The following is a 19,208-nucleotide window of genomic DNA, read 5'->3' as shown; positions in this document are numbered from 1 at the left end:
TTGGCGTGAAGGCCGCTTTTTCCGCAAGAGTACGGCGCGCAGACTGCGCAGCCTTGCTCCCCACCGGTATCCGTCCATGTCCCGTGGTATCCCCTTGGCCTTGCTGGCGTTGACGCTGGGTGCGTACGCCATCGGCACGACTGAATTCGTCATCGTCGGGCTGATCCCGACCATCGCCGCCGACCTCGGCGTCACCCTGCCCTCGGCCGGGCTGCTGGTATCGCTGTATGCGCTGGGCGTGGCGGTCGGTGCACCGGTGCTTACCGCGCTGACCGGGCGCGTGCCGCGCAAGACCCTGCTGGTCGCGCTGATGCTGCTGTTCACCCTGGGCAACGTGATCGCCTGGATGGCCCCGGGCTATGGCTCGCTGATCGTGGCGCGCGTGCTGACCGGCCTGGCGCATGGTGTGTTCTTCTCGATCGGCTCGATCATCGCCACCTCGGTGGTGCCCAAGGAAAAAGCCGCCAGCGCGATCGCGATCATGTTCACCGGCCTCACCGTGGCGCTGGTCACCGGCGTGCCGCTGGGTACCTTCATCGGCCAGCACCTGGGCTGGCGCGCCACCTTCCTGGCCGTAGCCGGGCTCGGTGTGATCGCGCTGATCGGTAGTCTGCTGTTCGTCCCGCGCAACCTGCAGCGCAGCGCACCGGCCACCTTTGGCCAGCAGCTCGCCGTGCTCGCACAGCCGCGCCTGCTGCTGGTGTATGCGATCACCGCGCTCGGCTACGGCGGCACCTTCCTGTCCTTCACCTACCTGGCCTCGATCCTGCAGGACGTGACCGGTTTCTCGGCCAATGCGGTCAGTGGCGTGCTGCTGGTCTATGGCGTGTCGGTGGCGATCGGCAACCTGTGGGGCGGCCGCCTGGCCGACCGCCGCGGCCCGATCCCGGCGCTGAAGCTGATCTTCGCGTTGCTGGCCGCGGTGCTGTTCGCGCTCACCTTCACCGCTTACAACGCCTGGCTGGTGCTGCTGACCGTGCTGGCGCTGGGCGCGGTGGCGTTCGGCAACGTGCCCGGGCTGCAGGTATACGTGGTCAAGCAGGCACAGCGGTTCGCCCCGCAGGCCGCCGATGTGGCCTCGGGCCTGAACATCGCCGCGTTCAACGTCGGCATCGCGCTCGGTGCTTCGCTGGGTGGCCTGGTGGTCGATCACTTCGGCCTGATGCACACCCCGTGGCTGGGCGCTCTGGTGGTGATGGGCGCCTTCGGCCTGACCGCATGGAGTGGCCGCCTGGACCGCCGCGATGGGGTTGCCGACCGCGCCGAAGGCATCGCCGTGAGTGCGCATTGATCGCTCCCGGCAGCGGACCGACGGTCGGCAGTACGCGACAACAGCCGACCCACGATTCGTTTCACGCAACCGCAGCCGACAAACGGTCGGCTCTACGTCGCTTTACGGTGCACGGCGTAGCCTGCACCTCACCCCCATGAAGGAGTTTCCATGAGCATTCCCGCCTTCGGCCTCGGCACCTTCCGCCTGAAGGGCCAGACCGTGATCGACTCGGTGCGCAACGCACTGGACGTCGGCTACCGCGCCATCGATACCGCGCAGATCTACGAGAACGAAGCCGAGGTCGGTCAGGCCATCGCCGAGTCCGGCGTGGCGCGCGATGATCTGTTCCTCACCACCAAGATCTGGATCGCCAACTTCCACCACGACGCGCTGCTGGAGAGCCTGCGCGAGAGCCTGCGCAAGCTGCGCACCGACCATGTCGAGCTGACCCTGATCCACTGGCCGTCGCCGAAGGACGCGGTGCCGATGGCCGAGTATCTCGGTGCACTGGCCGAGGCCAAGTCGCAGGGCCTGACCCGCCAGATCGGCATCTCCAACTTCACCATCGCCCAGACCCGCCAGGCGATCGAGATCCTCGGTGCCGATGCGATCGCCACCAACCAGATCGAAGTCCACCCTTACCTGCAGAACCGCGCGTTGATCGCGTTCCTGAAGGAACAGGGCATCCATGTCACCGCCTACATGAGTCTGGCCTACGGCGAAGTGCTCAAGGACCCGGTCATCCAGGCCATCGCCGCGCGCCACCAGGCCACCCCGGCCCAGGTCGCGCTGGCGTGGGCGTTGCAGCAGGGCTTTGCGGTGATTCCGTCCTCGACCAAGCGCGACAACCTCGCCGGCAATCTGCTGGCCGCCGAGTTGCGCTTGAGCGAGGCGGACATGGCGCAGATCGCGGCGCTGGATCGGGGCCATCGCCTGGCCAATCCGGAGGAGATCGCGCCGGCTTGGGATTGATGGACAGCGCCCGACCGCTGGTCGGGCGCGGGATGGTGCGTGCCGGCCGCCGGCCGGCACCTACCGGAGCAACCAGTCCCGCATTGCCGCGCTGACTTCGTCGGGCTTCTCCATCGGGGCCAGATGGCCGCAATCGGGCAGCACCACCAGGGTTGAATCCGGCACCAGCGCGTGCATCGCCTCGCTGATCGCCAGCGGGGTGATGCGATCGTTCGCACCGCATACGATCAACAGCGGATCGCGGTACCCGGCCAGCATGTCATGGCCATCCACCCGGTCCAATGCGCTCTGGCGCAGGAATACGTCCGCACCCAGCCGCGCGGTCATGTCGCGCACGCGCTGCACCAGCACGTCATCATCCAGCCGCGAGGCATCGATGTAGCTGCGCATCAGGGTGTCGCCGAAGCCGTGGAATTTCCCGGGCAGGCGTACGCTGGCCCGCTGGGTCTGGCGTTGCTTGGCGCGCTCGGGCGAGTCGGCATGGATCGAGGTATCGACCAGGGCCAGCCGCAGCACCCGCTCCGGCGCGGTGCGCAGGATCGCCTGCGCCACGAAGCCGCCCAGTGAAAAACCAGCCAGGGCGAAACGCGCCGGTGCCTGCGCCAGCACGTCCTCGACCACCGCCTGCATCGTCTCGCCGCGGGTCTGGTCGCCGACGATGCACGCGGCGATATCGGACAGGTCGGCGATCTGCGCGCGCCAGAGTTCAGCGTCGTTGAGCAGGCCGGGGAGCAGCAGCAGGGGGATACGATCAGTCATGCCGTATTGTCGCCCCGCCCACGTGCCCGCGCCGTACCGCGATCGGCTCAGTGCGTTGCAGGATCGGGCGCCTGCGGCACCTGCACATCCTGCACCGGCAGGGTCACCACCATCACCGTCGAATCGTCCGGGTCGAGCCGGGTCTTGAAGCCCAGGCTCTGGCACATCGCCAGCATGGTGCTGTTCTCGCGCAGCACCTGGCCTTCGATGATGTTCAGGCCGAGCCACTGCGCGTACTCGATCATGATCGCCATCAGCCGCCAGCCGATGCCATGGCCCTTGAGGTCGGAGCGGATCAGGATGCCGTACTCGCCACGGTCGTAGTCCGCATCAGCGTGCAGGCGCACGGCACCGAGCATGTCGCCACTGCGCGGATCGATCGCCACCAATGCGATGGAGCGGGCGTAGTCGAGCTGGGTCAGGCGCGCGATGAACTCGTGGCTGAAATGCTTCACCGACTGGAAGAAGCGCAGGCGCAGGTCGTCATCGGTGACGCGCGCGAAGAAGGCGCGGAACAGCGCGTCGTCTTCGGGGCGGACCGGGCGTACAAAGGCGGGGGCGCCGTCGGACAGGGTGATGGTGCGCTCCCACTCCTTCGGGTACGGAAATACCGCGAAGCGTGGGTGGCCGCGGCCCTTGTGCAGTTTGCGGGACGGTTCGATCGCCACGCGCGCATCGAGTGCGATCACGCCGTCGCGGTCAGCCAGCAGCGGATTGATGTCGAGCGTGCGGATCTCGGGAATGTCGGCGGCAAGCTGGGCGAGCTTGACCAGGATCAGCGCGACCGCGCGTTCGTCGGCGGCCGGGACATCGCGGTAGGCCTTCAGGATGCGCGACACGCGCGTGCGCCCGATCAGTTCGTGCGACAGGCGCAGGTCCAGCGGTGGCAGGGCAATCGCCTTGTCGTCGATGACTTCGACCGCGGTGCCGCCACGGCCGAACACGATCACCGGGCCGAAGGTCGGGTCATCGGCGATACCCGCGATCAGCTCGCGCGCCTTGGGCCGCACGATGGTCGGCTGCACCAGTACGCCATCGATGCGCGCGTCGGGTCGCTTTTCATGCGCGCGCGCGATGATCGAGGTGGCCGCCGCATGCACGGATTGCAGGGTACTGAGGTTCAAGCGCACGCCATCCACATCGGACTTGTGCGGGATATCGGCCGAGAACACTTTGATCGCGACGGTGGCGCCCTGCTCCAGCAGCGGCTGGGCCAGGTCCATCGCCTCGTGGGCATCACGGGCCTGCATCACCGGCGCGGACGGAATGCCGTAGGCGCTGAGCAGCTGGTGGGTGGCGATCGGGTCCAGCCACTGCTGGCCGGCGGCAAGTGCGGCCTCCACCAGCGCGCGGGCACCGGCGGTATCGACCACGAAATCCTCGGGCAGGCTGGGCGGGGTTTCCATCAACGCGGCCTGCGCGTCGCGGTAGCGCACCAGATGCTGGAAGCCGCGGACCGCCTCGGCTTCGGTCGGGTAGGTCGGCACGCGCGCGGCATTGAGCGTGGCCGTGGCACGATCGTCGTTGCCCAGCCACACCGCGAACACCGGCTTGTCGCGATGGTGGCGCGGGCGCAGGCCGAGCGTGCGGGTCAGCGCCTGCGCGGCATCGGCCGAGGAGGTGAACGCGGTCGGCACGTTGACCACCAATACCGCGTCGTTCTCGGTATCGGACATCAGCGCTTCGATCGCCGCGGCGTAACGGTCGCCGTCGGCATCGACCACGATGTCGACCGGATTGCTGCGCGACCAGCCCTGCGGCAGCACCGCATCGAGTTGTGCGACGGTGGCCGGCGACAGCTCGGCCAGGCTGCCGCGCAGGGCCAGCAGCTGGTCCACCGCCAGCCGCCCCACCCCGCCGCCGTTGCTCAGGATCGCCAGGCGACGCCCGGGGAAGGTGCCGAGCCGGCCCAGTGTTTCGGCCGCGGTGAACAGCTCATCCAGCGCGCTGACGCGCAGCAGGCCCGCGCGGTTGAATGCCGCCCCGTAGACCGCATCGGCGCTGGCCAGCGCCTGCACGTGGGTATCGGCATCGGGATTGATGCGGATGTGGCGGCCGGATTTGACCACCACCACCGGCTTGGCGCGCGCAGCGGCACGCGCGGCCGACATGAACTTGCGCGCATCGCGGATGTGCTCGACGTACAGCAGGATCGCGCGGGTGCGGTAATCGGTGGCGAAGTAATCCAGCAGGTCGCCGAAGTCGACATCCAGGGTGTCGCCGAGCGAAACCACGGCGGAGAAACCGACCGAGCGCGCCACGCCCCACTCCACCAGGGCCGCGGCAATCGCGCTGGATTCGGAGATCAAGGCCAGGTCACCGGCCTGCGGGAAGTGCGCGGCGATGCTGGCGTTCAAGCGCGCATGCGGGGCGATCACGCCCAGGCAGTGCGGGCCCAGAATGCGCAGACCCTTGGGCCGTGCCGCCGCCTCCACCTGCGCGGCCAGCGAGCCCGGGCCTTCGCCCAGGTTGGCAGTGAGGATGATCGCCGCGCTGACACCGCGCTCGGCGGCGGTGGCCACCACCTGCGGCACGATGCTGGCCGGGGCGGTGATGACCACCAGCTCCGGCACCCAGTCCAGATCCTTGAGCCGCTTCACGGTGCGGATGCCATCGATCTCGCTGTAACGCGGATTGATCCAGGCCACTTTGCCGGGGAAGCCGGTGTCGCGCAGATTGCGCATTACCGCGCGGCCTGCGGAGCGTTCACGCGGGCTGCCGCCGATCACGGCGACCGACTGCGGGCGGAAGACGGCTTGCAGGTGGTAGGTGCTCATGCGACCAGACAGTAACAGGGACGGGGGTGATTAATAATCACCCCCGTCCCTGTTATTAACTACCTCCGTCCCTGTTAAAGCAGGGTCCCGCGCAGGATCATCGCGGCGATGCTGAAGTAGATGACCAGACCGGTGACGTCCACCAGCGTGGCCACGAACGGGGCCGAGGCGCTGGCCGGGTCGAAGCCCAGGCGCTTGAGGATGAAGGGCAGCATCGAGCCGGACAGCGAGCCGAACGTGACGATGCCGACCAGTGCCGCGCCGATGGTCAGTGCCAGCAGCTGCCAGTGCTCGCCGTAGTCGTGCAGGCCCAGCAGCTGCCAGGACACGATACGGATGATCGCCAGCACGCCCAGGATCGCCCCCAGGGTGATGCCGGTCGGCACCTCGCGCAGCGCCACCTTCCACCAGTCGCGCAGGCGCAGCTCACGCAGGGCCAGGCTGCGGATCAGCAGCGAGGTCGCCTGCGAGCCGGAGTTGCCGCCCGAACTCATGATCAGCGGGATGAACAGCGTCAGCACCACCGCGCGCGCCAGCTCGTCTTCGTAATGCTGCATCGCGCTGGCGGTCAGCATTTCGCCGAGGAACAGCACGCTCAGCCAGCCGGCCCGCTTGCGCAGCATCTCGAAGAAGCCGATCTGCATGTACGGCTTTTCCAGCGCCTCCATGCCGCCGAACTTGTGCACGTCCTCGGTGGATTCTTCGATCAGCGCATCCAGGATGTCATCCACCGTGACGATGCCCAGCACATGGTGCTGCGCGTCCACCACCGGGATCGCGAGCAGGTCGTGGCGGCGGATCAGCTGCGCCACCTCTTCCTGATCCAGCTGCACATCCACCGTCACCGGCGGGTTGACCTGGGCGACGTCGAGGATGGGCTCCTCGGGCAGCCCGGTGATCAGCCGGCGCATGGTGACCACCTGCACCAGCGCGCGGGTGTGCGGGTCCAGCACATAGATTGCGTAGACGGTCTCGCGGGTGCGCTCCACTTCGCGGATGTGCTGCAGGGTGCGGCCAACCGTCCAGTCCGAGGGCACGCTGACGAACTCGGTGGTCATCAGCGCGCCGGCGGTGTGCGCCGGGTAGCTCAGCAGCTGCTGGATCGCCTTGCGCGCCTCCGGGCTGAGCAGCGGGATCAGGCGTGCGCGCTCGTCCTCGTCCAGCTCGTGGACGATATCGGTGGCGCGGTCATCGGCCATCAGCCCGAGAAGGGCGGCCGCCCGGGCCACCGGCATGGCCGCTATCAGATCGCCGCCGCGGTTGAGTTCGGGCTGCTCGAGCATCTTCACCGCGCGCGGCAACGGCAACGCGGCCAGCGTGTCGGCGGCGCGCGACAGGCTCAGCGTGTTGAGGAATTCCACCGCGTCGGCGGTGTTGAAATTATCGAGGGGTGCGCTCAACGAGGCGGCATCGGCCACCGGGCGCAGCAGGTCTTTCTGGTTCATCGTATTCGCCTGTGGGTATCGCATTGCGCGACGCCAACGCTGGCGAACCGACCCGTGTCAGGCGGTGGCCATCGCTGGCGTCGAGCAAGGTCGACTTCTACTGTCGCTGGACATGGGTTGGGGACTCCGGAAGGGTTTACTGCCGACGGCGGACGCCAGCAGCGGCGGGCAGTCTGGACCCGGGTGTGACGCAGGTCAACCCTTGTCCGGGATGCCGTTCCGGTGGCAGTCGCCTTGGGCGCCCATGGCGGCCGCATAATACTGCGTGGCCCTGGCCACAGGCCCCGGCCGCCCCGGGGAGGCTTTCCACCCGCACGGCACACACCCCCATGAGCAGGTTCCCCCATGCATAGCGGCGCGCTCGAGCTGGCCCTGGTGCTGCTGCTGGCTGCAGTGATCGCGGTACCGGTGTTCAAGAAGCTCGGCCTGGGCGCCGTGCTGGGGTATCTGGCGGCCGGCGTGGTGCTCGGCCCGGATGGCCTGGGTTTCGTGCAGGATGCCGACCGCATCCTCAGCGCCGCCGAGATCGGCGTGGTGATGCTGCTGTTCGTGATCGGCCTGGAGCTGTCGCCCGCCCGCCTGAAGGTGATGCGCCGCTCGGTGTTCGGCGCTGGCGCGCTGCAGGTCGCGCTGAGCGCGCTGGTGCTGGGCAGCCTGTTGATGCTGGATCACTTCCAGTGGAAGAGCGCGTTGATCGTCGGCATCGCGCTGGCACTGTCCTCCACCGCGGTCGGGCTGCAGTTGCTGTCCGAGCATAAAGCGATCAACAGCGATTACGGGCGCCTGGGTTTTGCCATCCTGTTGTTCCAGGACCTGATCGCGATCCCGTTGCTGGCCGCGATTCCACTGCTCGGCGGTGCGCGCAACGACACCCTGCAGTGGAACGACGTGGCCATCGCCATCGGCGCACTGGCGGTGGTGATCCTGTGCGGCCGCCCGGTGCTGCGCCGGCTGTTCAACATCATTGCGCGCACCCGCAGCCCGGAGGTGTTCACCGCCACTGCGCTGCTGGTGGTGCTGGGCACCGCATGGTTCATGCAGGAGGCCGGACTGAGCCCGAGCCTGGGTGCGTTCCTGGCCGGTGTGCTGTTGTCCGATTCGGAATTCCGCCACGAACTGGAATCGCAGATCGAGCCGTTCAAGGGCCTGCTGCTCGGCCTGTTCTTCATCGCCGTGGGCATGGGCATCGACCTGGATCGCATCGTCGCCGAGCCGATGATGATCGCGGCAGGCGTGGCGATCCTGCTGGTGGTCAAGTTCGGCCTGCTGTTCGGCATCGGCAAGCTGGCCAAGCTGCGGACCCGCCACGCGGTGCTGCTGGGCAGCGTGCTGTGGCTGGGCGGCGAGTTCGCGTTCGTGGTGTTCAACGAGGCCCAGCGCGCGCACCTGCTTGGCAACGCCAACCATGATCGGCTGGTGGCGATTGTCGGCCTGTCGATGGCGATCACGCCGCTGCTGATGATCGGCCTGATCCGCCTGCTGGGCCGCGACGAGGGCCCCAAGACGCCTGCCCAGCCCGCCGACAAGGTCGACATCACCGATGTGCAGCCACAGGTGATGATCGCCGGCATGGGCCGCTTCGGCCAGGTGGTCGCGCGCCTGCTGACCGCGCAGAAGATCCCGTTCGTGGCGCTGGAATCCAATCCGGATACGGTCTCGGACCTGCGCCGCTTCGGCAACAAGCTCTATTACGGCGACCCGACCCGGCCGGAAATGCTGCGCGCCGCCGGCGGCGAGCACATCCGCGTCTACGTGGTCACGCTGGATGATCCAGACGCCAACATGCGGGCCACGCGGCTGATCCGGCGCATGTATCCCGATGCGGTGGTGCTGGTGCGCGCGCGTAACCGCCAGCATGCGTGGCGCCTGATGGACATGTCCGCCGAGCCGTTCCGCGAGGTGTTCGGGACGAGCCTGGAACTGAGCGAACGGATGCTGATCGCGCTGGGCATGTCGGTGGAAACCGCACGCAGCCATGTGCAGCGCTTCCGCGAGCACGACGAGAAGCTGCTGCGCGATCAGTACCTGGTCTACGACGACGAGGCGGCGGTGATCCAGACCTCGCGCGATGCGCGCGCGGACCTGATGCATCTGTTCGAGGCGGATGCGGAGAGTGAGGGGAAGGGTGTGGACGGCAACCCACCGCGTTGATGAACCTGCAGGTGCACCTGCCCGTGCCTCATTGAGCGCTGCCGGCCAGCGGCCGGCACTACCAGGCGGGGCTCAGCCGTTATCGCGCAGGAACCGGGCCATCGAAGACACGCCCGGCACCAGCGGTTCGAACTCCCCGGCGACGTCGATGAAGCCGCGCATCACCGCGATCTCGCGCGGGCTGCGGTTGAGCGCATCGCGCACGTCCGGGTCGGCGCCGGCACGCAGCAGGCGCTGTACCAGCAGCGGCAGGCCGTGCAGCGCCGCCAGATGCAGCGGACCGAAACCGCGCGGATCGCGCACCTCCAGCGAAACGTCTTCGTCGAGCAGGCGTTCCACCGCGGCGAGCACGATCTGCTCATCGCAGGCGGTACCCGGTTCGGCGCGTGCGCCAAGCAGCAGCAGCAGCGGCGTGACCGAGCCGGCGGCGGCCAGGTCCGGTTCGGCACCGGCCAGCAGCAGGGTGTCGAGCAGGGCCAGCAGTCGCGCGCGGTCGCGCGCACTGAAACCGTACAGCGCAGCGCAGTGCAACGGGCCAAGCTGCTGGGCATCGCCCGCGTGCACGTTGGCACCGGCGGTGAGCAGGCGCGAGACGATGTCGGGCAGGCCCAGCGCCGAGGCAAGCATCAGCACGGTGACGCCGCCCGGCAGGCGGTATTCCAGTTCGGCACCGGCATCGAGCAGGGCCGAGACGATATCGATCTGGCGCATGCTGACCGCCGCCGACAGGGGCGTCGCACCGCTGGCCGCGGCGTGCTGCGGATTCGCGCCACGGGTGAGCAGCAGGTCGACCACGGCCAGGTGCCCGCCCCCGGCGGCACGCAGCAGCGCGGTGCAGCCTTGGGCGTCGACCACATCAACGGCGAAACCGAGATCGATCAGGCGACGTACGGCATCGGCGTCACCGGCCATCGCGGCCGCCGGCAGGTCGCCGTCGCGCAGCGCGCGGCGCGGCAGCGGCCACACCCGCCAGTCCAGCCAGTCGGCCAGATCGCGGCGGCCGATCGACAGCGCCACGCCCAGCGGGGTCTGGCCGTCGGCGGCGCGGGCTTCGGGTGAGGCGCCCTGCTGCACCAGCAGCTTGATCGAGCCTTCGCGCGCGAGCGCGGTGGCCAGATGCAGGGCGGTCATGCCATGGCTGTCGCGTGCTTCACGGTCCACGCCTTGAGTGAGCAGGGCCTGCTGCAGCCGCAGCCAGCCCAGCCGCACGGCCAGCGACAGCGGCGGATCGCCGGCCGGCGATGGCGCGAACGGATCCGCGCCGCGCTCGAGCAGTTCAAGCGCAAGCTGTTCCAGCCCGCGCGAGGCGTGGTCGTGCTGGGCGCAGGCGCTCAGCAGGCGTGCCAGGCCACCGCGACCGGCCGGGGACAGGCCACGGCGCAGCAGCACCTGCAGCGCCGGCACCGCGTCGATGCCCCGCGCCAGCAGCGCGAACATCGGGGTATCACCGCAGGCATCCAGGACTTCCGGCGCCGCGCCGTGCGCGAGCAGCCAGTCCAGCGCCTGCGGATCCAGCGCCAGTTCGGCGTCGTGCAGCAGCGCACCCAGTTCCTCCGGCGCACACAGGCGGGCCAGCGCGGCCATGCCCTCCACGTTGCCGAAGCTCAGCGCTTCGCGCAGGAGCTCCAGCGGTGGGCGATCCGGCAGCGAGGGCGAGGCCGCATCGCTGTCGCCGGACATCACCAGCCCGTCGCTGACCGCGGAAGGCAGCGGATAGGCGGGATCCAGCAGCGAGACGATCGCCCAGCGCCCGGCGCCAGCAGCGATATCCACCGCACGACGGCCCTGCGGATCGGCCACATCGACGGCGATGCCCAGGTCACGCAGGCGACGGATCAGCAGCGGCGAGACGTTCTCGGCCATGCAGGCCAGCAGCACCGCGTTGCGGCCTTCGCCATCGACCGCATTGAGATCGGGGTGGTGCGGCAGCAGGTGTTCGACCACGCCGGCACGGCCACCCCGCGCGGCTTCCAGCCACGGGGTACGCGCCAGTGCGTCGCGGGCTTCCAGGTTGGCACCGGCAGCAAGCAGCACGTCGATGATGTCGACATGGCCGGCCAGCGCGGCTTCGTGCAGCGCGCTGCGGCGCTGGCGGTCGCGCGCATCGGCGCGGGCCTTGTGCTTGAGCAGCAGCTGCACACCGGCCGGATCGTCTTCTTCGGTGCCCGCAGCGGCAAGCAACACGGGCGTGCCCTCGGCCGGCTCGGTCTTGGCCCCGCGTTCCAGCAGGAACTTGGCCAGGCGCCAGTTGCCGACCTGGCAGGCCACGGCCAACGGTGACCAGCCATCGTCGTTCAGCGCATCCACTTCGGCGGCGGCATCGCGCAGCAATGCGGCGACGCCGGGATCGGAACTGCGCGCGGCGTGATGCAGGGGGGTGTTGCCTTCGCTGTCCACCGCACGCGGGTCGGCGCCGTTGGCGAGCAGGGTCATCACCGCCTCGGGGCGGCCGTGCCAGCTGTCGCGGGTGGCGGCCAGCAGCGGGGTCATACCGCGGTGCGGGGCGTTGACGCCGACGCCGCGGGCGATCAGTTCACGCAGCAGACGCAGGTCGGGCAGCACCGCGGCGAGCACGGCAAGGCTGCGCTGGTCGCGCCAGGCCGGATCGGGCAGCCCGTGCGGATCGGCGCCGGCCTGCAGCAGCTGCAGGGCGCGATCGACCCGGCCGCTGCGCGCGGCGTCATACAGCGCCGGCTGTTGTTCATGCAGGCCGATCGATTCGAGCGGCTTGGGCTCGGCGTAGGGCTCGGCAAAGGGCTCGTCGCGGTCACCGCGCGTCTCGGCCGGCATCGGCGCGCCCAGGGTCGTCGCCGGTGCGATCGCCTGGAGCAGCAGGTGCGCCAAGGGCGACAGCAGCACGACCGCGGCGGCGATCGGCCAATGCAGCGCGTCCGACACCAGGCCCGGCCACGCCGGCAGCACTACCAGCGCGCACACCAGCACCACCAGTGCGGCCACGGCCAACCCGCGCCAGGCGGTCAGGTCGCGCCCGGCCAGGGTCTGCCAATGGCGGGCCAGGCTACCTTCGCTGCGTTCCACGTCATTCCACAACGGCCAGGTCCGCCAGACCCCGAGCAGCGCGGCACTGACCGCCACGCTCAGGCCAAGCACGGCGGCCAGGCTGCCGCTGTCGTGCAGTGCGCTCAGCGGCCAGGCCACCAGCAGGGTCAGCAGCAGCGGGCCAAGCGACCACAGCGCCAGCAGCGCGGGCGCGTCATGGCGGACCACCTGGGGCAATGGCTGCAGCGGGCGCGTCCGGCGCCACCACGATACCGCCAGCGCGAACGCCGGCTGGGCCAGCGCGGCGCACACCGCACCGGGCACGCCACCGACGGCCGCGGCCAGGGCCAGCAGCACACCAAGCGCGGCCGCAGAGGCAACAGCGCGGGGGCGTTGGGATTCAGTCATTGCGTCGCGCGAACCGGACCGGCGCCAACGGGGGCGGCGGCAACTGCAGGTGGAATCCACGCTCGGTCAGGTTCTGGCGCACTTGTGCGGCATCGGCCTGGGCGAGGCGACGGTCGGGAGTCAGGGCCACTTCGAGAACGAACTGGAACGGCGCCAGCGAGGCCTTCACCGCGTCAGGGATGACCGAGAAGTCATCACGAACGGCGAGATAGACGAAGCTGTCCTGCTTGCGTTGGCTTTTATAGACGTAGGCTTGCATGCCGCAGGGCTTTGCCCAGGGTAGTGAATGACATTGATTGTGGAGGAAAGCTGGCACAGGTGAAAGCTGCGTGCACTGTCCCCTGTCGGTTTTCCGTCGCGCGACAGCATCAGGTTCATCAATGTCGCGATGTCGTTCAGCTGGGCGCCGCTGCAGTCTGCCCATACCGCCGTGATGAATGCGTGGCCGCGGCGGGTCTGTCGGTGCCCACGGTCGTCCCATTCCGCAGACCACCGCCCACAAGGCGGTGGTCTTTCGGCTTACTTCACCTTGGCGTAGGTGCCCTTCAGCGCCACGCCGGCCAGGATCGTGCCCGCATAGCATTCGTAGTTGGTGGTGCTCTTGAACTCGTTCTTCTTGTAGTAGCTGACGATGTCGACCACGGCGTTGGCGCCGCGCGACTTGGCGCCGTCCTGCAGCGCGCGCAGCGCCGACAGGGCCACCCAGCGGCAGGCTTCGGCGTCGCTCTTGTTGGCCGCGTTGGTCTTCTTGTTGGTGACATCCTCGCCCAGGCGCTGCAGCACACTGACGTTCTCGCCGGCCAGATAGAACTTCACGCTGCCGTCGATGCCCACATTGCGGGCTTCGGCGGAATTGACCAGCTCATGCAGCGACTGCTCCACGCGGGTATCGCGGGCCTGGGCGGTGCTGGCGACAGCCAGCAGGGCGGTGGCGGCCATCAGGGTAAAACGACGCATTCAACTTTCTCCTTGTTGGGGACGCGAGGGGTTTACGGAAACGGCCGGCCCGCACGGCAGGCCGGAAACAGCGGTCAGTCCTGCCAGCGGCGGAAGATCAACGAGGTGTTGATGCCACCGAAGGCGAAGTTGTTGCTCATGACGTGGTCGGTCTGCAATGCACGCCCTTCGCCGTCGATGTAGTCCAGCGCGCCGCAGCGCGGATCGACCTCGTGCAGGTTCAGGGTCGGGGCGAACCAGCCGTCGCGCATCATCTCGATGCTGAGCCAGGCCTCGAAGGCGCCGCAGGCCCCGAGCATGTGCCCGACGTAGCTCTTGAGCGAGCTGATCGGCATGCCCGGGCCGAACACCTGGTGGGTGGCCTGGGTTTCAGCGATGTCGCCGTGCTCGGTGGCGGTGCCGTGCGCGTTGACGTAGCCGATCCGATCGGCAGCCAGGTCAGCATCTTCCAGCGCCAGCCGCATCGCCTGGGCCATGGTGCCGGCGCTGGGCTGGGTGACGTGCTGGCCGTCGCTGTTGGTGCCATAGCCGACCACTTCGGCCAGGATCGTGGCACCGCGTGCCTGTGCATGCTCCAGCTCTTCCAGGATCAGCGTGCAGGCGCCCTCGCCCAGCACCAGGCCATCGCGGTGCGCATCGAACGGGCTGGGCGTGGTCTGCGGCGCATCATTGCGCACGCTGGTGGCGAACAGGGTGTCGAACACCGCCGCGGCGGTGGCGTCGAGCTGCTCGGCACCGCCGGTGACCATCACCGTCTGCTTGCCGCTGCGGATCGCTTCATAGCCCGAACCCACGCCCTGGCTGCCCGATGTGCAGGCGCTGGAGGTGGTGTAGACGCGGCCGGACAAGCCGAAGAACACGCCGATGTTCACCGGCGAGGTGTGGCTCATCATCTTCAGGTAGGTGGTGGCGCTGATGCCTTCGGTGGTGTGCTCATGGAGCATGCGGCCGAACTCGGCGGTGGCCTCGTGGCTGCCCGAGGACGAGCCGTAGGCCACGCCGGCCATGCCACTGCGCAGCACCGGATGGCCGAGCAGACCGGCCGCCTCCAGCGCCAGCTCGGTGGCACGCACCGACATCACCGCCACCTTGCCCATGCTGCGGGTGGTCTTGCGGTTGTAGTTGGCGGGCAGTTCGAAATCTTCAGCCGGTGCAGCCAGGCGCGTGTTGAGGCCATCGAAGACCTCCCACTCGGGGATGTAGCGCACCGCATTGGTCCGCGCCTGCAGGCGCGCGCGGATGCTCGCCCAATCCTGCCCGAGCGGGCTGATGGCAGCGGCGCCGGTGACCACGACACGACGATCGGGGCGGGCCATCAGACCATGCCTCCGTTGACCGAAATCACCTGGCGGGTGATGTAGCCGGCCGATTCGGAGAGCAGGAAGGACACCGCCGCAGCGACCTCTTCTGGCTGGCCCAGGCGATTGGCGGGAATCAGCTTGAGCGCGTGCTCGACCACTTCTTCATTGACCATCTCGGTCTCGATCAGCCCGGGGGCCACGCAGTTGACGGTGATCGCGCGGCTGGCCAGCTCCAGCGCCAGCGCCTTGGTGGCACCGATGATGCCGGCCTTGGCCGCACTGTAGTTGGTCTGGCCGCGGTTGCCGACCAGGCCGGACACCGAGGACAAGGTCACGATGCGGCCCGGTTTGCGCCGGCGCACCAGCGGCATCACCAGGGGGTGCAGCACGTTGTAGAAGCTGTCCAGGTTGGTGTGGATGACCGCATCCCAATCCTCGGCCGGCATCGCCGGGAAGGCGCCGTCGCGGGCGATGCCGGCGTTGCAGACCACCCCGTAATACGTACCGTGCTCGGCGATGTCCGCTTCCAGCGCAGTGCGCGCGGCATCGCGGTCGCTCACGTCGAACATCAGCACCCGGGCCTGCCGGCCCAGCGCCTGGATCTCGGTCACCACAGCCTGCGCGTCTTCGATGCGGCTGCGGCAATGCACCACCACGTCGAAGCCGTCGCGCGCGCAACGCAGCGCCACGGCACGGCCGATGCCACGGCTGGCGCCGGTCACCAGCACGGTCAAATTCCCTGTCATGCCTCTCCACTCTCCAGATAAGCCGCTGCATCCGTAGGTTGGAACACGGAAACGTTGGCAACTGCCACTTCGATATCGCCCGCCAGGATCCGGCAGGCGAACATGCCCAGGCCATTCTCGCCCAACAGCTCGCAGTTCGCCTCCACCCGCAGGCAGCTGCCGGCGGCAAAGTACGGCTGGTGGGCGGTGTAACGACGGCTGCCGAGCAGGAAGCCGATCGAGGGTTCCGCACCGGTCTGCCAGGCACGGCACCCAGCCCAGGCGGCGATCGCCTGGGCCATGTATTCGACCCCGACCCAGGCGGGCACGCCGTCGGGGGTGCAGAACAGGCCCTGCGTCGGGACGTCCACCTCGACCGCGATGGACTCGTCCTGCCAGGCCACGACGCGGTGGATCAGGCGCATGCTGTCGCGGTGCGGAAGCACGGCGTTGATGTCGGGGGGCAGCGGCATGCTCATCCCTTGGCCAGTGCCAGCACGGCATTGCTGCCGCCGAAGGCGAATGAGTGACTGAGCACGTGCTGCAGCGGCTGCGCGGCACGCGTCCCCGGTGCCACCAGCGCCAGTGCCGGCAACGCGCCATCGGCCTGCCCATCCCACCAGTGGGTGGGCAACTGCTGGTCAGGGTTGTCGGCCAGTGTCATCCAGCACAGGGCCGCTTCGATCGCGCCGGACGCACCCAGCGTGTGCCCGGTCAGCGGCTTGGTCGAGCTGGCCGGCACCTGCGTGCCGAGCACAGCGGCGACCGCCTGGCTTTCCATCGCATCGTTGTGGCCGGTGGCGGTGCCGTGCAGGTTCACGTAGTCGATCTGCGCGGCCGTCAGGCCGGCCCGTTCCAGCGCCTGCTGCATCGCATCGATCGCCCCGCGTGCCTGCGGATCCGGCGCGGACATGTGGTGCGCATCGGAGGATTCCCCCCAGCCGGAGAGCCGCACCGGGCCCGGCTCACGGGTCATCAGGAACAGCGCCGCGCCTTCGCCGATGTTGATGCCGTTGCGGTTGACGGAGAACGGATTGCAGCGCGCCGCCGAGACCGACTCCAATGCGCTGAAACCCGCCACGGTGAACCGGCACATCGAATCGGCGCCACCGGCCACTACGGCATCGACCGCGCCGGCCTGCAGCAGGCGCGCGGCCGACATCAGCGCCTTGGCGCTGGACGAACAGGCGGTGGAGATCGTCCACGCCGGGCCGGTGCTGCCGATCCGCTCGCGCACGAAGCGCGCGGCGGTGCCCATTTCCTGCTGGGCGTAATGGAAATCGGCCGGCCACACGCCGTCGCGGTGATGCGTACGCAGTGCGTTCTCCGATTCGCCGATGCCCGAGGTGCTGGTGCCGATGATCACCGCCACACGCGCGGCACCAAAGCGCGCCACGGCAGCAGCCACGCCCGCGCGGATCTGCTCCAGCGCCGCGTCCAGCAGGCCGTTGTTGCGGCCACGCAGGGCCACCGGCAGGGCGGACAGGTCCGACAGCGGCGCATGCACTTCGCCCAGCGCCAGCGTGCGCCCGGGGAGGATCGCAGCGTTGTCGCGCAGGCCACCGGGCTGCGCCGCGAACAGGCCGTCGCGCACCTGGGCGCGGTCGGCACCCAGCGCGCAGATCACGCCCAGCTCGTTCAGATAGACCGCGCTGCTGCTCACTCTTGGCCCTGCCCCATGTCCATTGATTCGATCACCAGTTCATAGCCCTCGGCCAGGTTGCGCAGGCGCACGCGGCCATCGGGCAGCGTGTCGCGCACCAGCCAAGGCGTGCCGCCCTGCACCAGGCTGCGCACGCCATCGGTCTCCTGCAGGGTCCAGCCGGCGGGCAGCGCGGCGCGGATCGCCGCCGCCGGCCACAACGCGAACTGCAGGTCGTCCAGCACGCGCTCGCCGCGCACCTGCGGCGGCAGCCATGGGGCGCGGGTCTGCTCCAGGTGCTGCCCGTCCCAGACCATGCGCACGCCGGTCTGGCCCATCGCCTGCACGGCCAGCCGCACCTGCTCGGCGTCCACTTCCAGCAGCGCATCCAGCTCGCGCGCGTGGCTGCCGAAGCGGAACTGCAGGCGCTGCTGCAGCTGCACCGGTTGCGGCAATGCCGATGGCGCCAGCTGCAGCGTGGGCAGCTGCACCAGCGGTGTGGGCATGCGGGTGCTGGCACACGCGGCCAGCAGCAGGCTCAGCAACAGGGTCAGGATCAGGCGCTGCACAGTTCCTCCAGCACGCGCAGGCGCCGGCCCGTGGCATCGGCGACATACGGGTTCTGCGTATCCCAGGCGTAGCCGGCCAGGATCGAGGAGATCATGCGCCGCACCTCCGGCTGCGGATCGGGATGGTAGATGATCTTCTGGAAGCCACCGGCGTACCAGGCTTCGACAAAACGACGGAAGGTCTTCACCCCGGCACGCAGCGGCACCGAGAACGCCTGCTCCCAATCCACCGTCTCACCAGCATGCTCGCGCGCCAGGCACGCGCTGGCCAGCTGCGCCGACTTGAAGGCAATGGTCACGCCCGAGGAGAACACCGGGTCCAGGAACTCGCCGGCATTGCCCAGCAGCGCATAGCCCTCACCCCACAAGGAGGAGACGTTGGCCGAATACCCGGTGATGGTGCGCACCGGCAGCACCGCCCATTCGGCGTTCCTGAGCAGGCGGGTCAGGTTCGGGTCTTCGCCGACGATGGCCTGCAGCTTCTCCAGATCGGTACCGGCGTAGCGCTCGAAGAAGCTCGGCTCGGCGACCACGCCCAGCGAGCAGCAGCCGTTGGAGAACGGAATCGTCCAGTACCACACGTCCACGTGCTCAGGATGGGTGGTGATCAGGATCTTGTTGCGGTCAAACCCCGCGCCGGCCGGAATGTGGTCGCGCACGTGGCAGAAGATCGCGCCGCGCACCGGGAAGTTCGACGGCGACTCCAGCTTCAGCAGGCGCGGCAGCAGCCGGGCGAAACCACTGGCGTCGAGGATGAAACCGGCCTCGATGGTGTATTCGCTGCCATCCGGGCGGCGCACCTGCACCTGTGCCGGGCGGCCAGGCTGTACCGAGAGCACTTCATCGCCGAAGCGCAGCGTGGCGCCCATGCGCTCGGCACCGCGCGCCAGCACATCATCGAAGTCGGCGCGCTGCACCTGGTAGGTGGTGCCCCAGCCCGGCGAGAACTTGTCGCGGAAATCGAACTCGGTGGTCGCTTGGCCGCGCACGAACGCGGCACCGTTCTTGTACTGGAACCCGGCCTGCACCACGTCCTGCAGCAGCCCGGCGGCCTCGATGTACTCCATGCTCTGCGGCAGCAGGCTCTCGCCGATCGAGAACCGCGGGAACTGCTGGCGCTCCAGGATCAGCACCTGGCGGCCCTGCTGGCGCAGCATCGCAGCGGCCACGGAACCGGCCGGACCGGCGCCGATGACCAGGATTTCAGTACGTTCCACGTGCGGATTCAT

15 protein-coding genes are annotated in these 19,208 nt (G+C 68.8%); 3 read left to right on the top strand and 12 right to left on the bottom strand.

Features of this window, described 5'->3' with window-relative positions:
• The first annotated feature begins 76 nt into the window (after positions 1–76).
• Positions 77–1,291: an MFS transporter gene (locus AC1DIQ_RS09870; RefSeq protein ID WP_478049950.1), complete on the top strand. Its 1,215-nt coding sequence runs from the start codon at positions 77–79 to the stop codon at positions 1,289–1,291.
• Positions 1,292–1,441: 150 nt separating this feature from the next.
• Positions 1,442–2,245 carry a 2,5-didehydrogluconate reductase DkgB gene (gene dkgB / locus AC1DIQ_RS09865; RefSeq protein ID WP_478049949.1) on the top strand — a complete coding sequence of 268 codons (804 nt, stop codon included), beginning with the start codon at positions 1,442–1,444 and terminating at the stop codon, positions 2,243–2,245.
• Between the two features lie 60 nt (positions 2,246–2,305).
• On the opposite strand, the gene AC1DIQ_RS09860 is transcribed toward dkgB, so the two are convergent.
• From AC1DIQ_RS09860 to mgtE, 3 genes are all read right to left on the bottom strand, one after another.
• Positions 2,306–3,004 (bottom strand): alpha/beta fold hydrolase, encoded by a 699-nt coding sequence (locus AC1DIQ_RS09860; protein ID WP_478049948.1) that lies wholly within the window; start codon positions 3,002–3,004, stop codon positions 2,306–2,308.
• A 47-nt stretch (positions 3,005–3,051) separates the two neighbouring features.
• Positions 3,052–5,781, bottom strand: a complete 2,730-nt coding sequence (locus AC1DIQ_RS09855; RefSeq protein WP_461769679.1) for a bifunctional acetate--CoA ligase family protein/GNAT family N-acetyltransferase — start codon at positions 5,779–5,781, stop codon at positions 3,052–3,054.
• 74 nt (positions 5,782–5,855) lie between these two features.
• Positions 5,856–7,226 (bottom strand): magnesium transporter, encoded by a 1,371-nt coding sequence (gene mgtE / locus AC1DIQ_RS09850; protein ID WP_478049947.1) that lies wholly within the window; start codon positions 7,224–7,226, stop codon positions 5,856–5,858.
• A 345-nt stretch (positions 7,227–7,571) separates the two neighbouring features.
• On the opposite strand from mgtE, the gene AC1DIQ_RS09845 reads away from it, so the two are divergent.
• A complete protein-coding gene (locus AC1DIQ_RS09845) occupies positions 7,572–9,377 on the top strand; it encodes a monovalent cation:proton antiporter-2 (CPA2) family protein (protein WP_121040854.1) in 1,806 nt (601 codons plus the stop codon).
• 72 nt (positions 9,378–9,449) lie between these two features.
• On the opposite strand, the gene AC1DIQ_RS09840 is transcribed toward AC1DIQ_RS09845, so the two are convergent.
• The 9 genes from AC1DIQ_RS09840 to AC1DIQ_RS09800 all read right to left on the bottom strand — a co-directional run bounded on the left by AC1DIQ_RS09840 (position 9,450) and on the right by AC1DIQ_RS09800 (position 19,208).
• Entirely contained in the window at positions 9,450–12,785 is a 3,336-nt protein-coding gene (locus tag AC1DIQ_RS09840; RefSeq protein WP_478049946.1) for an ankyrin repeat domain-containing protein, read from the bottom strand.
• Complete coding sequence (locus tag AC1DIQ_RS09835) at positions 12,778–13,044, bottom strand: YcgL domain-containing protein (RefSeq protein ID WP_121040858.1); 267 nt, start codon at positions 13,042–13,044, stop codon at positions 12,778–12,780. Before AC1DIQ_RS09835 ends, AC1DIQ_RS09840 begins: the two co-directional genes overlap by 8 nt.
• A 260-nt stretch (positions 13,045–13,304) precedes the next feature.
• Positions 13,305–13,742: an excinuclease ATPase subunit gene (locus tag AC1DIQ_RS09830; RefSeq protein ID WP_121040861.1), complete on the bottom strand. Its 438-nt coding sequence runs from the start codon at positions 13,740–13,742 to the stop codon at positions 13,305–13,307.
• A 74-nt stretch (positions 13,743–13,816) separates the two neighbouring features.
• Positions 13,817–15,058, bottom strand: coding sequence for a beta-ketoacyl-ACP synthase (locus AC1DIQ_RS09825; protein ID WP_121040863.1), 1,242 nt, complete (start codon positions 15,056–15,058; stop codon positions 13,817–13,819).
• A complete protein-coding gene (locus AC1DIQ_RS09820; protein ID WP_121040865.1) occupies positions 15,058–15,789 on the bottom strand; it encodes a 3-ketoacyl-ACP reductase FabG2 in 732 nt (243 codons plus the stop codon). The genes AC1DIQ_RS09825 and AC1DIQ_RS09820 overlap by 1 nt, the downstream gene beginning before the upstream one ends.
• Complete coding sequence (locus AC1DIQ_RS09815; protein ID WP_226956608.1) at positions 15,786–16,241, bottom strand: hotdog family protein; 456 nt, start codon at positions 16,239–16,241, stop codon at positions 15,786–15,788. Before AC1DIQ_RS09815 ends, AC1DIQ_RS09820 begins: the two co-directional genes overlap by 4 nt.
• A gap of 2 nt (positions 16,242–16,243) precedes the next feature.
• Positions 16,244–17,431: a beta-ketoacyl-ACP synthase gene (locus AC1DIQ_RS09810; protein ID WP_478049945.1), complete on the bottom strand. Its 1,188-nt coding sequence runs from the start codon at positions 17,429–17,431 to the stop codon at positions 16,244–16,246.
• Positions 17,428–17,979 (bottom strand): DUF3261 domain-containing protein, encoded by a 552-nt coding sequence (locus tag AC1DIQ_RS09805; protein WP_121040871.1) that lies wholly within the window; start codon positions 17,977–17,979, stop codon positions 17,428–17,430. The genes AC1DIQ_RS09810 and AC1DIQ_RS09805 overlap by 4 nt, the downstream gene beginning before the upstream one ends.
• Positions 17,967–19,208 carry an NAD(P)/FAD-dependent oxidoreductase gene (locus tag AC1DIQ_RS09800; RefSeq protein ID WP_478049944.1) on the bottom strand — a complete coding sequence of 414 codons (1,242 nt, stop codon included), beginning with the start codon at positions 19,206–19,208 and terminating at the stop codon, positions 17,967–17,969. The genes AC1DIQ_RS09805 and AC1DIQ_RS09800 overlap by 13 nt, the downstream gene beginning before the upstream one ends.

This window comes from Stenotrophomonas sp. 05L413 (assembly GCF_056397945.1).
This window is presented reverse-complemented; position numbering and strand designations above follow the sequence as displayed.